At 57.7% G+C, this 14,696-nt stretch carries 13 protein-coding genes and 1 pseudogene; 5 read left to right on the top strand and 9 right to left on the bottom strand.

The window, feature by feature from the left end; genetic code table 11:
* Together AC629_RS10550 and AC629_RS10545 are read right to left on the bottom strand one after the other, a co-directional pair.
* A partial coding sequence (locus tag AC629_RS10550; RefSeq protein WP_084804717.1) for a transposase occupies window positions 1–280 on the bottom strand: 280 nt, incomplete at its 3' end.
* A gap of 40 nt (window positions 281–320) precedes the next feature.
* Window positions 321–563, bottom strand: coding sequence for a hypothetical protein (locus AC629_RS10545; protein ID WP_074123086.1), 243 nt, complete (start codon window positions 561–563; stop codon window positions 321–323).
* A gap of 839 nt (window positions 564–1,402) precedes the next feature.
* On the opposite strand from AC629_RS10545, the gene AC629_RS45150 reads away from it, so the two are divergent.
* Together AC629_RS45150 and AC629_RS10540 are read left to right on the top strand one after the other, a co-directional pair.
* Window positions 1,403–1,708: a hypothetical protein gene (locus AC629_RS45150; protein WP_143198565.1), complete on the top strand. Its 306-nt coding sequence runs from the start codon at window positions 1,403–1,405 to the stop codon at window positions 1,706–1,708.
* Between the two features lie 116 nt (window positions 1,709–1,824).
* Complete coding sequence (locus tag AC629_RS10540; protein WP_074123087.1) at window positions 1,825–2,253, top strand: hypothetical protein; 429 nt, start codon at window positions 1,825–1,827, stop codon at window positions 2,251–2,253.
* 413 nt (window positions 2,254–2,666) lie between these two features.
* Here the strand turns inward: AC629_RS10540 and AC629_RS10535 are convergent.
* A pseudogene (locus AC629_RS10535) lies at window positions 2,667–3,045 on the bottom strand (carbamoyltransferase N-terminal domain-containing protein); the annotation flags it as partial.
* 1,092 nt (window positions 3,046–4,137) lie between these two features.
* On the opposite strand from AC629_RS10535, the gene AC629_RS10530 reads away from it, so the two are divergent.
* Window positions 4,138–5,034, top strand: coding sequence for a DMT family transporter (locus AC629_RS10530; RefSeq protein WP_074123088.1), 897 nt, complete (start codon window positions 4,138–4,140; stop codon window positions 5,032–5,034).
* 26 nt (window positions 5,035–5,060) lie between these two features.
* A complete protein-coding gene (locus AC629_RS10525) occupies window positions 5,061–5,246 on the top strand; it encodes a hypothetical protein (RefSeq protein WP_143198566.1) in 186 nt (61 codons plus the stop codon).
* A gap of 1,876 nt (window positions 5,247–7,122) precedes the next feature.
* On the opposite strand, the gene AC629_RS10520 is transcribed toward AC629_RS10525, so the two are convergent.
* The 6 genes from AC629_RS10520 to AC629_RS48515 form a co-directional block, all read right to left on the bottom strand.
* Window positions 7,123–7,710 carry a hypothetical protein gene (locus AC629_RS10520; RefSeq protein ID WP_143198567.1) on the bottom strand — a complete coding sequence of 196 codons (588 nt, stop codon included), beginning with the start codon at window positions 7,708–7,710 and terminating at the stop codon, window positions 7,123–7,125.
* A gap of 246 nt (window positions 7,711–7,956) precedes the next feature.
* On the bottom strand, window positions 7,957–8,115 hold the full coding sequence (locus AC629_RS46660) for a hypothetical protein (protein WP_167561344.1): 159 nt from the start codon (window positions 8,113–8,115) through the stop codon (window positions 7,957–7,959).
* Window positions 8,116–8,352: 237 nt separating this feature from the next.
* Window positions 8,353–8,814 (bottom strand): hypothetical protein, encoded by a 462-nt coding sequence (locus AC629_RS10515; protein WP_143198568.1) that lies wholly within the window; start codon window positions 8,812–8,814, stop codon window positions 8,353–8,355.
* 942 nt (window positions 8,815–9,756) lie between these two features.
* Entirely contained in the window at window positions 9,757–11,016 is a 1,260-nt protein-coding gene (locus AC629_RS10510; protein ID WP_084804715.1) for an IS256 family transposase, read from the bottom strand.
* Between the two features lie 744 nt (window positions 11,017–11,760).
* The gene (locus tag AC629_RS45145; RefSeq protein WP_143198704.1) at window positions 11,761–12,069 is read right to left on the bottom strand and encodes a hypothetical protein; all 309 of its coding nucleotides are present in this window, start codon (window positions 12,067–12,069) and stop codon (window positions 11,761–11,763) included.
* A 361-nt stretch (window positions 12,070–12,430) separates the two neighbouring features.
* The gene (locus AC629_RS48515) at window positions 12,431–12,895 is read right to left on the bottom strand and encodes a hypothetical protein (RefSeq protein ID WP_245331792.1); all 465 of its coding nucleotides are present in this window, start codon (window positions 12,893–12,895) and stop codon (window positions 12,431–12,433) included.
* A 1,227-nt stretch (window positions 12,896–14,122) separates the two neighbouring features.
* On the opposite strand from AC629_RS48515, the gene AC629_RS45140 reads away from it, so the two are divergent.
* Complete coding sequence (locus AC629_RS45140) at window positions 14,123–14,395, top strand: hypothetical protein (protein WP_143198705.1); 273 nt, start codon at window positions 14,123–14,125, stop codon at window positions 14,393–14,395.
* The last annotated feature ends 301 nt before the right edge of the window (window positions 14,396–14,696 follow it).

Raw genomic sequence — 14,696 nt, 5'->3', positions numbered from 1 at the left:
AAATGTCGCGCTCCATGCGCAGCCGCTCGTTCTCTCGCTGCAAACGCGCGATCTCTGCCGCGTGGTCCGCCGACGGCAGCGTCGCCTGCGTTGTGGAGCGCCGCGTCGCCGCCGTCGGCTCCAGCCGGACCGCTCGCTGCTCCACCCACCGCCGCAGCACGGAATCGCGCAGACCAAGCTCCTTGGCCACAGATCCGATCGAGCGCCCGCTCGACGCTCTGAGATCAACCGCTTGCCGCTTGTAGTCCTTCGCAAACGACCGACGTTGACGCCCTTCCATCCGACACCTCCTGGCTCTTCGAGCCTACTACAGGTGTCCATCAATTCGGAGGAGGTTCAGACGAGCTATGCAAGATCGGCAGCAAGGCCAAAATGGTCGCTTGATCCATCACCTCCATCGCGCCTCCTGGCCGTTGGCCCGCATTTGTTTTCTCGATAGCGTAATCCTTCACGATGTTTGAGGGCTGCAGCCAACGACGACCTTCGACAAGATCGTTCTCGGCACCTTCGCCAGCTCCTGCAAGGTCACTTGTGAGAAGCGAAAACAAGAGAATTTTGGCCATCACCGCCTCCTACATCACAGCGCGACCACGAGCATAGTTCTCGTGTTCAGCAAACACGACCTCGCATTTTCCGCGGGTTGATTGAGTTCTTCCCCAAGCAGCTTCGAGGGCATTCCGAGCCATGATTTGAGATAAAGAGGCCGACGGTCTTGGCCTTGACGCTTTTGAGCGGCGATGCGAGCGCAGAAAAACTGCGCTTACGCCAGTTGCGTGTCGCCAAAGTTCGTCTAGCTGGCCCGAGATTTCCCGAGCGGCCCAAGAGCAACATCTCCGCAGGTCACCGTCCCGAACCAGTCAACTACCCACCCTGGCGATTGGTGGCGAGGACGGACACATGGCAATGATTGCGTACAAACGCCGCGCGGATCACACGTCAAGGGACTCAGGATGCACTATAGATCGCGCCGCGCCAGCGGATCTTATGGATTTTCAGACTTCGCACCTGGCTCTACCAAATTCGATCGAGGTACGATCTCGACTTTTATCGAAACCAATTGCTTTCGTTCTGACACGATCGCGGGGCGTCCAAGGCCGACGCTTGAAGCAGCGCGACGTATGTGGCGAGCCATTCTTCCGGAGGTTACCCGCCTTCCCGAACAAGCTGCCTTCTTCGGCTAGGATGCTACGCATAACCGAACTCCTCGCTCAATGCTGGAATAAAATGGGGCGGTTCGCGGCGCATTAGTAGCGGATACAACAAGGAGCGGCCTCGCCCCTCGCCATTAGCTCCACGAGCCAGGACCGCAAGAAAACAGCCCGCGACCGGCACGCACGTCGCCAACCAGTTTCATGGCGGGCTCGATGCTCTCCAAGCTAGGCACCTCGCTGAGAGAGATCGCTTGGATAGCTTCCTCTCAAGTGCCGCCCTGGCCCTTCACATGCGCCAAAACGACACAAAATCGATCAGGCTGGAGCACAATCCGTTGAAGGCAAGAAAAACGGATGCGGAGTTCACTATTCACGGTTGTTCTGCCGTAGCGATGTCGGCCCTATCAGGATCGGCTGCGGGGCTCGTTGTGAGCTTTCGTCCACGTTCGACGAAACGAGAACTTGCAATCGCCCTCTTGCTAGCAACAAGTCTTATTGCCGATTCGGCGCTGGCACACACTTTTGACGTGCTCAAGAAGAAACGACATCCCCAATGAGCTTACCAAAAGGAGGATACATCAAGAAACAGCTTCGCGAGCAACGCGCTTCAGCGATAGCTAGGCACTAGCTCGCACTATGCCTCCCGAAGCGCGACAGTGCGAATGAGGTTGTTATGAACAAGATTCGAAAGAAGGAGGCCCCCTTCGCAAAGTTCGAAAATCTCCGTGAAAAAGGTATGTGGCTCGTTATACCTGGTCCTGCCGATACGATTGATCAGGACAAAAGCGGCCGTAGATCGGCGCTGGCAGACGTTGGGATTGTCTATGTGGGTGGGACGGTAAATAGCCTCATTAACAATCAATTGCCAAATGCAGGCAGAACCAGAGTCGCCAATCAACTCTATATGGGACAGAATCCGACATTTTGGACTGTAAATTTCATGGTCGTGACATACGATCTGAGCCGCCTTGGAGTTCCCAATGGTCAGATCATCGTAGGAGCCGAGCAGCAATACTGGACATGGAGAGCGGGCGGGCCAGATAGGTTAAGAATCAACATCATTGCCTACTACCAGACGTTCTTTTCTAGCTCTGAGAACTGAGCCGCCATTGCCGTTATGCCACCGTGTCTGCTCGCGCGAACAAAATCAGGATCGATCATTCATGTGCTCAACTCCTATCGCCGCATCCACCGTCGCACGGCGCGCTGTCGATCTAAGCCATCACCCAAATGATTGACTAAGCGTACCCGCAATTCTTGAGCGGTCAGAGACGAAGCAGGTTTATGGCCCGGTCAACTACCCACCCTCGTAATTGATCTAGATAATGCAGCATGTCACCTATTGCTTGAGAAATACGCCAGTCGACAAATAGGCCGGTCATGACAAGGAATCGGCATGCAAGACCAATCCCCATCTGTCCTCGCCAATGATCTTAATCGATCCGCCGGTTCGTCTCTTGCGGAGATCCTGCGCGCTGAAATCTGTTCAAGCAAGGAGCTATCCTTCCTCATGGAACCCGTGACGTGCGGATAGCTTCTGTAGGGAAAGGATTTGCCGGCCAGTAGCAGACCAGTGCCGTCGCGCGAGGTTAGCAGGCCATTGGCATGACTTTCAATATACGGCGCACCTTTGAGAGTGATCGGCGTAGCCCCACTGAGGACCTGGAATTCCGACTCCCCCTCTCCCCACCAGCCATCGAGGACGAACTGATCAACATCCGACGCATCCAGGCCCCTGCTCCGCCAAGGCGACGACAACTGCATCGAGATTGTCGATGCTTTGATATCGCGGATTGTTGTCACGCTTCTCCTGCTCGACGCAAAAAACAAGTCGTCCGTCCTCGACAAGAGCGATTGATCCGTCATGCGTCAGCTTGATACCGCAGATGCGCATAGTGCCTCCATGTTACCCCCTGACAATTCGATCTGCAGACCGTCGCTGCCGCAAGCAGCGAGCAAGCAGACGCCCGCGAACGATCGACGCTTCGTCAGCGCTTCCTGAACCATCTCTGCATCCGCGGCATGACGCAAAGCGTTCGAGCGGCATCACGCGCAGGCGCGAGTACCAGATGCCCGCCTGGCGTGAGCGTACGCATCTAGGTTTGCGGATGCGCATCTCAGCCACGTCATGACCTAAGAGAGATCATCGACTCGCCCCGCCCCGGTCGATGTATTCTCAGGGCACGACGTTATCTCGATGAGCTGGTTGCAACTAAGGCGCCTCCCATTCTGCTTTCTCACGGGTAGCCACTGCATGGTTTGGGCCAGTGCGAACAAGAGGCATTTGGTCGCAATTTCTCGGCCCACTGTCTCGTATGCAGACATTCTGGCGACCTACTTACAGTGTGGTTTCGGACAGAGGCATGGAGTAGCTTACCGGATCAGTTTTCCAGCATCCGAAACTTGCGAAACGCGTTGACGCGGGCCATTGAAGGGTCCTTTGGCAAGGCCTGCCCTCAGCGCCGACGCCTCGTTGTCGCATAGTGTCCTCCCCAATGAGCATCTGCAGGATCGGAAGCAGCGCGTAGGTAGCGAAATCAACCCAAGAGGCTGTCCCCGTACCCGTCGCGCGATCCGGCTAGTAGCTGCGAGAGCGCTACGCATCCGGATCCAGACGCTTCGACGTCAGGAACGGCAGCTTGATCCGATCCGTCTTCTAGCCCATAGGATGCCGCAGCCTGCCCATTCGTGGTATGAATCGATAGCTCTTTCGCTTGTTTCATGCGATCGAGAACGCATGTACGATCATCGCGAGGGTGTTGCGGTTACTCCGACCAGGCCGTTTCGCCAGCGGTGCGGAACGACCAATCTTCGAGACGAATAAAAAGCAACAGATGCGACAGGCGATTTCGGGTTCGCCCTTGGGTAAAGCGACCAGAGCTCAAGCTTCGATATGCGATCCGACAACGGCAGATCGCGATCCAAGAATTCAAACCTGCTTTGCCGAGAACCTACTCTGATCGCAGCGACGAAGGGACCGATAAGTTTGAGCGAGAGCCACCCGCTTTTCCTACCTCTTCTTTGCGGAACACTCGCAACGGTCAGCTGGAGCATCGGCAGCGTTCTGTCCAAGGCCGCACTCTGCTGCATCGAACCGCTCTCGCTTCTGACAGGGCAGTTGGCAGTGAGTGCTGCAAGCCTGACCATACTATCGGTCTTGTCAGGTGCGCCGCCTCTCTTGAGCGATTGGCGTTCTGGCCTTCCCGGCATCCTGCAGCCGGCGCTTGCGTATGGTCTGTCGATCTTCGGGCTATCGATGCTGCCGGCATCAGTGGAGGCGATGGTCTGCGCGGTTGAACTGCCGATGGTCATACTCCTTGCGTGGTTGATGCTTGGCGAGGTCCCTAACCGTGCGATCGTCTTCCTATGTTTGTTGGCTTTTGCCGGGGTTGGCTTTTTGAGCTGGACCTCTGGCTCTGATCCTTCCGCAACGCCGGGACTGGGGGTCGCTCTCGTACTTGCCGGCGTGCTATTTGCCTCGCTCTACAACATAGCGGTCCGTGTGATGTCGCAAAGCGTGGATGCACTGCGCCTGACGACGGCGACCCAGATCGTTGCGTTTGCAGTGGTCGTATTTGCGTGGATTTGCGTTCGTCCATTGCCGATGCTCTCTGCGGTCATCGGAGATATTGTTCCGGTGGTCGGATCCGGATTGCTGCTCTTTTCGATCTCCTTCCTCCTCTACGGGATTGCGCTGCGGCGAATGAGCGCGACCGCCGCTCTGTTGCTACCACTCGTTCCCGTGTTTGCATCGATTTTCGCATCTATCTTTCTTCGGGAGACGCTGACCGCAGCACAGTGGCTTGGGGCCGTCGCGGTTTTTGTCTCGGCGCTTGGAATGCCCCTGGCTTTGCGTTCACAACCCCATGGCCCGGAAGCATGACCCTACTCCGCAGTGAGGAGAAAGCCTTGGACAGGGAGCTTGGCAATGCGCGCGCTGTCAACTCCGGAACGGGCGGTCGTGAGTTGCGCCGGCTGCAAGGAAGCGGCCTGGTCTCGGTTCAATGGATCGGCAATCAACGACATTACCAGACCAATCCCGATTCCCTGGTCTTCGGCGAACCGAAGAGCATTGTCCTGAAGACCGTGGAATAGTATTGGAAGCGCTCTGCGACCCCACCCCGACATAATACAAGCGGAGTTTGTCTTCGGTTCAGTCGCGAAAGGCTCGGACGCGCGCGAGCGATATCCATCTGATGGTGATCGGCGAACATCTCGATTACAGTGATCTGTACACGGCGTTGCAGGGCGCCGAGAGCAAGTTGCATCGCAAGGTAAACGGTTCGAAGACGACGCCGCGTAGCACAGGCGTCACTTCAGCTTAATCTGAACGTCACCACGGCAGAATGCCTACGGCAATGCTTAAGGCGCGCGACTTTGCGGTCGCGTTTCCTATCAAGATCGCCGACCAATGATCAGAACAAGAATTTCGCTGTTTATGAAGCTCTACTGTCATATTGAACGCGTCCTAGTCATTGTATTCGTTTTGAGCGCAGCTGAGCCACTGACTGCCGCCTCAAGAACGCATCATCGTTCCCAAACGTTTTGATACCATCAGGAGGCTGGGGCATGCTGGGCCCTTACCGTTAGATTAAAACTCTTTGAGGATTTTGCGCCATGTTACATCCAACCTTCTCAAGCCAAACTGCATGCTGTGCTGAGAGAAGCTCCGGAGGATGCCATCCAAATGGTGCCTGAAGCGAAGCGAACATCCTCATTGAAGGCTTGCCTCGCCGAGAAGGTTCTCACTCTGGCCGCGCAGGGTGAGAGGAATTCAACCATCCTAACTCGTCTCGCCGCACTGACAATGCAGAACTCCTGTCATGGCTGTTATGGATGTAAAGTAAAGTAGTCGCACAGGCGAAGCCCCCGCACCGCGAATTGATTAATTTGAACTGAAAAGGTCGGGGGCTTTCTGGCGTCACAGTAGCACGGCCGGTGATACGCTTTTCGCTGACGCGATGATAAATTCGCTCACTATGTCATGGCGTCTGTGTGGCCCAATAGCGGCGCCCACGCCGGGGCCACACTTATCGCTTATCAAATAGGCAGAACTTCCTTCGATCTGTAAACAGCCGCCACCACTGCCTCGCTGATCTCAGATGGTCGGTTGTCGAGCGCAGCAGATGATTGTCGCGGACCTGGAAATGTGTCCATGCCCGGTAAGCATCGCACTCACGCGCCAAAGATCGAGCACCATGGCCCCAACGCTAACGCCGAGGCGCACCACATTCCACTCCATGTCCTAGCTGCCAGTGAGGCCTTATCCGGTGACGACGTCTGGAGTGAGACCTTTGGTCGTACGTCCAGCCAACGAATCCATCAGCCTTGCAGCCCGGGCCCGGGAAACAAAGATGTCCGGTGCCCTTATGCACTTATGACGGTACTTGCATTCAGTTCTAGGGCAAAAACCACGCATCCCCGCAGCTAATTGTATCTGGCCTCCTGCCAAAACACAGCCGCATTTGGTTACCGCGCGAAACGAACATAGCGGTTATTCAACGAATTCCGGGCAGTAGCCCTCGCCAACGCGACCGTCGATATAACGTCTAGTCCGGCTCCATAGCTCCGAAGGCTGCCCGTCCGAGATCCGCCGGTCCGACGGGCACCACTTGCAATGAGCGAACCGTTGCAGTCGATCAAAGAAGTTCACCTCAAATATCACCTCACGAGGGCACGGCGTGCATCATCTGGAAACGACGGCTGACGTTACTTGCATGGTGTTGTAGTTCGCGAATGTCATTTTCGCGACATACGAGAGCGTGGATTAGAACACGACCGCGTCGTCTGCTCTAACCTGCATTACCGATTGTGCGGGCGCCATTGATGTAGGCGCTCGCACCAAGCGAGAGCAGTCGAATGTCGACGAGCTCACTCCGTCTTGGTCTCCCACGGCGAGCCAAATCGAAGACAATCAAAGCCGCTCCCCGCGCTTAGCTCCCGGAATGCTTGAAAGCAGGCTGATTCCCAATCAGGGACAGTTGTTCTGCTTGCACAAATCGATATAAAATGACTCTTCTTGACCTGAGATTCGGTCTCTGCTGCGGGCCGTTTGGAACGCAGTCATGCAGGCGCTGTAGCCTCCCGCCCCGTTCAAGCGAGTTGTCGCATTCAGGCGAGCGGCATAATTCTGCAGATTCACCTCACAGGCCTTCGGGAGCTGCCCTTTCGCGAGCTTCAGAGTATGACCATCCCTCTCATTCCAGTTGCCGGTCAGTTCTGATTTCCCTTCGCAGCTCCGCTTCGGTAGCCTGACCGTGAGGTGCAGCCCGAACTCTTTGTTGAAGGTCATATGAATGTCGGGATTGTTCTGCGTCAACTCGCAGACCCAAAGCTCGCTCGTGCTGAGGCGCTTGCAGAGTCCGGAGTTGACAGCGCTGCCGTAGAGCGTGAGCGCATCGCAAACCGGCACCGGCGGCGAGTCCTCGGCCTGCGTGTCTTTGGCGGGCCGGTCCGTCGCGAATGCCGTTCCGGCCAGCACGAGCCAACATGCCGCGGCTGCGGATAATCGCTGGATGGGACGAATGGGACCTCGTCCATGCGTCGTGTTCTGGTACATTTCATTTCTTTCAGTTGTGAACGTCTGAACTCTCTCGATCAGCCTCGCCGGTGCCACCCTGGCAAGCCTCGAAGGGCTCGAAACCTTTCTTGCCCAGGCCGGCCAGACCATCGCTGGTAAGTGTATCTCTCCGATCGGCTGCCATGCTTGTAGGCCGGTGATTCGGAGGGCGCGGCCTACCGGGCCCGCCGGGGTGAGCGGCGGGCCCTCTTCTCTTTGTCGGTGCGGCAGTGAGTCCATCATGAACTAGCGGCGGCCGTGGTCGCCGACGCCGTTTTTGCCGCTGATGGTGATGGGGCCGACGGTGATGGGGCCAATGGTGCCGCGGCCGCCCCCGGGCTCGATCGAGGCCTTAAGGTCCTCGATGGTAGGTCTCGGTGCACCGGCGTCGTCATAGATGTCCATCAGAGAACCTCCCGTATTTCCTGAAGAACGGTACCGAACCGTCGCGTCGACTTGGCGCAGTAGTCGATGTCCGCCGGCCGCTGAGGCTCAACCCAGATGCCGTATGCGTGCGACTGGGATAGCTGCTGCCGCGACCGCCCCATGATCTTGACGAACTTCTCGCGGGCGCTGTTAACACCCGCGAAAGCTCCGCGTCACGCCGGCGCTGCGGCGTCACGCGCTTTTTGTCCCAGCTCGTCAGTCGTCGTCGGAGAGCTTAACGATCCGGCTGGTGAGAACTTGGTCGATCTCTGAGCGATCGTCCGTGAGGACCTCATAGCCTGCTGGTTCCCCTACCTGGAAATCAGGCGAGCGAAAGGCCGGATTCTTCCAGGTAAAGGTGAACTCGCCAGCATCGATCGCGTAGTCCACAGTTCCGTTGATGCTACCAAAAAGCCCCGGATTTTCGAAGCAGAAGGTAAACTCGCCAGCATCGCTCTCGTAGCTCACCTTTCCCCGGACGCCGCCAAAAGGCGCCGAGGAGCGGGCGGTGAACGTAACCGTCTGGCCGGGGCGGATCACCGACTCGGGGCGGAAGGTCCAAACCCCCTGGTGGAGCGTCGAAGCACTCAGCTTCAACACTAGCCGCGTCTCGTTCTCGACCCTCCATTTTGTTTGACGGGTGAGAGTTGCCGGCGGAAAAGTCATCCAGTTGTGCACGGTCTCAGTCTCCACTTATAGCCCATACCGTTGCGGTGAGGCTCTTCGCCAACAGTTTTGCAACGAGCGTGCCAGCGCTGCCTAAACGCAAAACTGCATGCATGTGCAGTTGGATAAGCGCTCACCCAGCGTGACTCACTGTTGTTGCAAAGCTGACATTGGAGCTTCTGCGGAGAGCCCCTCCCTTCGACCTGTTCGAAACAACACAACGGCAAGCTACGCGTGACACGCACTCCGGATTTCAATGGTACGCGCGATGTGGTCCTTGGTGATCCCTGCATTGTTCGGGTTTAAACCCCCTATCGGATGGCCTCGATGAGATCGGCGGAATGAGTACATAGTCTTCCGTAGCAGCCGTCATCGCTGCCGCTGATTAGGATCGCGGTCGCGCATTCTTGGCCAAGCAGAGACCGCGCCGACGTGCCCACCACGCGGCGCTTTGTCGGCCCGCGTGGCCGGGAAACGGCCCCTGGCGAGGCTAGTCCGGGGCGTTTGCAACTCACATTTGAAATTCGGCGTTGTACCCGAGCCAACGTAAATAAGCCTCCGCCGTTTGTAGAGACGCGGCCGCGGGAGGGGGCAAATCACAACCGGCACGTCCACGTCTTTCAGACGAGGGGAAAATTCGACTCGATATCCCCGGCCAGACCGCGCACGTCAATGCATGCAGTCTGGCCAGTGGAGAAGGCTCCCGTGGAACGGTATCCACCAGCATCCGGGACGAAAATATACGTATCGTTTTCCGCCGTAAGATTGCGCACACAAACCTCTTCTACTAAGGGGCGGTGACGCGTTGGTTCGTACGTCGTTTCCTCTCCCCGTGCAGATGCCGGTTGGACATGGCACAACAAGCTCAATCCAACCCTAAGGATTGCGGCACCTCGACGGGGAATGTCCCGACTGCTGTTGAACTACGTCGGGCCGACGTTGCCGGAATGAATGTTACGCGGCCCTCGTGACGTGGACAACGGGCTTGTGGTGAGCTTGAAGGGCCGCATGCAGAACCGATAATTGCTTATGCGCCTTCAATCGTCGGAAGCCCTTGTTGGCCTCGATCATGCCGGCCGCGACCCATCGCAAGGCCATACCAGCATCCCGCCAGCGTTTGACGTTGCGCGTGACGCGGCGAATGGTGCCCATCATGTTCTCGGCGATGTTGGTACAGGCGAGCGATCGACGAAGCTCCTTCGGCAGCTTCAACCGGACGACAGTCAGGATTTCATCGAGGCCTTCGAGGATGCTCGCCGCTACGCCGGGCCATTGCTGGTTGAGTCGACGCGCGAGATTGCGGATCAATTTTTCAGCCTTGTCGGCGTCATCGAGCTCCCAGGCCTGGCGCAGCACCCGACGGGTGGCCGCATGATGCTCTTTCGGCAGGCGTTCCATGATGTTGCGCGCCTTGTGGATCTGGCAGCGCTGGATCGCAGCGGCCGAACCGAAGGTGCGGCGGATCGCCTTCGACAACGCCTTCGCGCCGTCGACGATGAACAGTCTTGGCACCGTCGGGTCGAGCCCGCGCGAGACCAGGTTGTCCAGCAGGGCCTGAACCGTTGCGGCGTTCTCGGTCGCCCCTTCCACCAGCGCCAGCGGGTGCTTGTTGCCTTCGCCATCAACCGCGATCGCGGCGACTAGCACGAGATCGCCGCCGAGATGCAGCCCGTCGATTTGGACCACCAGAAGATCGAGCACGGACAGATCGGTAGCCATGAAGTCGGCCAGCCGCGCCGTCGACAGCGCTACGAACCTCCGCGAGGCCGCCGACTTCGAAACCCCCGATCCGGGCGGTGCCGGCACGTCACCCTCGGGCAGCCGGACAGCGCGGCCGAACCGGCGCGTCGACACATTGATCAGCATCAGGTTCATCGCCCAGCGACCAAGCCAGTCCTCCTGCGCCGCCGTTTCCCAGCTCGGGATCGTGACCTCGCGGCCGTCCACGCCCCGGACCCGCGGGCGCTCGACCTCGATCTTGCCGCCGTGGAAACCGATCCGTCCCCGCGTTCGGCCCCAACGGTGCGCCCGCCCCGCCGCATCGCGACCGTGGCGCGGCCCGCAGGCCGCCGTGACTTCCGCCTCCATCATCGTGCCGAGCGCCTCGATCCCTGCCGCAAGGCAGAACCGATCGAAGCTCGCCCGCACTTCGGCAAACGCTTCGTCCACAGCCCCAGTCGCCGGCGAACCGGCCGGTGTGATATCTCTCGTCATGGCGTTGCTCTCCTTTGTGGAATCAGCACCCCGAGCCTACCGGCTCAAGGTGGGCAACGCCGACCTCTTCAGATACTCAACAGAACCCGGGACATCCCCGCACTTCACTGCGGATACCATACCACGATGCGCGTTAATGACTGGACTGGAGGTAGTAAACCGTGATGAAAGCAAGAGCGACAACAACGTTGCGGCCTGGAAAGCCCTCGCTCGCGGCACCTGACGATGATCCATATCGGTGGTTGGAGCAGATCGACGCGCGCGGGCGCTAAGATTTATCAAGCGGCAGAATTACAGGACGCTGCAGACGTTTGGCGGAGCGGCATTCGAGCGGGAGCGCCACGCGCTAGCCTCGATTTACAATGGATCAGACAATTTACCCTGTATTAGCCGCCGCGGCGGTTATCTCTACAATCTCTGAAGGACGCCAACAATCCGCGCGGCCGAGCGACGCAGCCGCCTTGCGGCCTCATCTCAAGGCCACTCATCTTCAGCGAACGACAGTGCTGTATGAACCTGGCGACATGATCAAAACCGTTTTACTTTCCAATGAATTCTGTCGTGTCTCTCATTGCCAGACTTGCGAACGGCGAAAAGGCTGATGCCGCCATCGTGGGTAGGGATTGCGCCATTGACATGCTATCCGCATTGGATGGAAGAGTTGCGGTGAGCCGCGCCGTGGTCCAATTGAGCGGCGATGCCATGGTCTGTGATCCGGCTGCGTTCAGGGGCGCGGTGTTGTAATCAGAGAGCCTGATTTCCGAGATCATGCGACATGAGCAGGCCTGTTTGCACAAGCGCAGCAATCATCGGCGTGCATGGCGCATCACGAAATTGATGCTCGGCTTTGCCGCTGGTTGTTGCGCGCCCTCGATTTGTCCGGAAGCGAGCATCTCCCTCTGACCGAATGTGTCTACGAGTGCCGCGAAACGACCAAAGAGCACTATCGTTATCGAGCGATGTTAATAATGTACTTTCCACCAGCCCCGTTGGGCTGATTGCAATCGCCAGTGTTCGGCCGGTGATGGCGGAATCGGCGAACCAGGAATTCAAGGGACAGCCTCGAGCCGCGTAGGATGCGACACCATTCCTCTCCCTACAGGACAATTGCCGACTGCGGGGGACGTGCGCGTGTCGGGAGAGCGCGCGTCGGCTGCAGGCGTCTACCTCCCTGCATCAACGGAACCTTACACTCGTTCCACTTCTCTCGGCGATAATGGGCTCGAGCTGCCATACGTCCTTCTTGCCAGCAGCTACGCTGTGTCTATGTTAGCTCTTGTTGGTCAATCAACTGCAGCCTCGCGGATGGCCATCTCATCCGGTAGGTTCAGCTGAAGTGGTTGTGGCTGGGCAGGGTACGTGCATGATCAGCGCTCAAATATACAGTTCGAGCACGTCATAGGCATCGAATCCATCAGAACCGAAACGTCAAAGGAAATGTCATCGCCAAGAGGCGCTCAAATGCAGAGCGTTGTCCAAGCAGATGCTTCTCAATGACATTTCGATCCGCATCAGGCAACTCCGTTCGAAGCAACTTACGACAACGCCAAATGTCGTTCCGGACCGATCTAATCTCACTCAATCTATCATCAATCGAAGTCATTCCGATGCCGATGTCGTTTACGGCCCGCCCTTGAAAAATAGCCGACATCGATACCTTAGTAGGCGGTCGCTCTGTCAAGCTGTGCTCGATACCAATTCGCCATGCGTTTGAAAGCCTGCAATATCGCTGCCAATCGCGCGAGGGATATGGTGGATGGTTCAGTGCAGAGGCGTTCAATAACCAATAATCGGCTTCTTTCCGCATGTGTGACAGAAGTTGCCGTCGATCACGGCGTTTACCTGCGCTGTTGCCATGTTCATTGCGGAATTCCTGCATCTCCAAGGTCTCTGCCAACATCTTAGTTGGCTGGCTTAGATAACCTTCCCACACGCCAAACCCGGCGATGTCTGATCTCCAACTCTCGCGAACTGAGCGGCGCTAAATCGAACACCGGTATTGGCCTCCTCCGAAACCGCAAGGGCGAGGCTCTGCATACCGCTACGTACCTATTGAGTGCCGCGGTTCGCCCGTGTGCCCTAACAATGCGCGGAACGAGCTGCTTCGATGGACGCGCAGTATGCGATCAATGTGGCGATCCTCACGAACCACGACGTAAAAGTCTAAAAATTCGGAACGAAGAGACTTGAATCATACGTAGCGTAAGGTTGTACGGTTCAGCGGTTCATTGTCGAACTGAGACATTGTCGGCCTCATGATGTCGGCATAACGTGTTTGCGATCAGCGGAAGATATGACGATGGAAGAACTTCTTATTCTCGCCTTTGTCGCTCTCGCAGGCTTTGGAGCAGGCTACGCCGTGCGTAGTTGGCGTTCTCGCAGGCGGCGTCAGAGCGCTCGACTACACAGCGCTTGCTATCGCTCGCCTCCTACTGAGCGCCCCACTCAAGCCTCCGGACGGCGTGCGTTTTGATACGATCTACCGGAGAAACATGCTCGACCGGCATAGGCTCAGCCTGTAAGTCGCGTCGGCCCAGTGTAATGTTACAAGGCCAGGCGCCCACACCCAGCCCTAAACGATCGCACGCCACTGGCAATCCGTCGAAGGCGGGACGGCTGTGGGCATACGATGCGCATTGCCCGCCAAAAGCGGTATTGTGTCCCTCAATCGCAGACGGGCCGTAAGTCCGATGACCGCCATGGACGGGACCCGCGCGCGGCCATTTCAAGGCAGTACGCCTGCGCCATGCCGATCCTTGGTCAAGCAAGGCGCGGCACAATCCGACGATTGGCACGCAGATTGCCAGGCTGGAGAGCTAGGCCCTTCCACAAAATGAGCTGTCGCAGCCAGCCGCCCTCGCAGTTCCGGAGGCTTGCCCTTGATTCCAATTAACGCAACTCCAACGCTGCTTATGTCCGTAGATTCAGAAGCGACGAACATAACTTTAGCGGTCGGCGCGAACTACCCGCTACTCACCAGAGAGACGCTTGCACCGTTCAACGAGAGGAGCGGGCGCGGGGCTGTGGGGCGCTTTGGCGCACGTCGATGGTTTTACACCTTTCTCTCTCCTCTCTCCTCCTCCTGTCAACATCAACTGTGCAAGCCATGAACACATCGGTCGAATACGGCCAAGAAAGCCGCTTCCCCTGTCCGATAGGCCACGGCGTACAGAACTCCACCGCCAAGCCCGTCAATAAAGGGGAGGCGCCTCGCATAAGGCTGGACTTCTGCGATTTTCTCCCTGCCGCGCCTAGTGGCGCCGCGTCGAAGATGTCGCGCTCGACCGAGACAAGCTGGCTTGCCATCGGCACGGTGGGTTTCGCGCTTGCGGTCATCTTCCTCGTGATCTTGATCGAGACGTTCAGCGCAAGAAAGTGAGAATAGCAGAACTGAGCCGTTTTGAGATCGGCTTCAGCGGTTGCTCACGCCAGCACCTACAATGATCTGCAATTCAGCGTGCCGGCCAAGGTATGACTGCGATCTTCGGCGCGTCCGACCGCAGCGTGTCCGTGCGTTGTCACTTGCGTAAGCGTCGTTCCGCTCCCACCTTCTCGCGGCACACGGGATAGGCGAGTTTCACGATCTCTTTGAAGGGATCGGCTTGTGTCTATGCTTGACCATACGCTTAAGTCGGACGTGACGGCGCGCCGGCTGGAAGTGATCACGGAGACGGGACGCC

The sequence above is a fragment of the Bradyrhizobium sp. NAS80.1 genome (assembly GCF_001908205.1).
In the GTDB taxonomy this organism is placed as follows: domain Bacteria; phylum Pseudomonadota; class Alphaproteobacteria; order Rhizobiales; family Xanthobacteraceae; genus Bradyrhizobium.
This window is presented reverse-complemented; position numbering and strand designations above follow the sequence as displayed.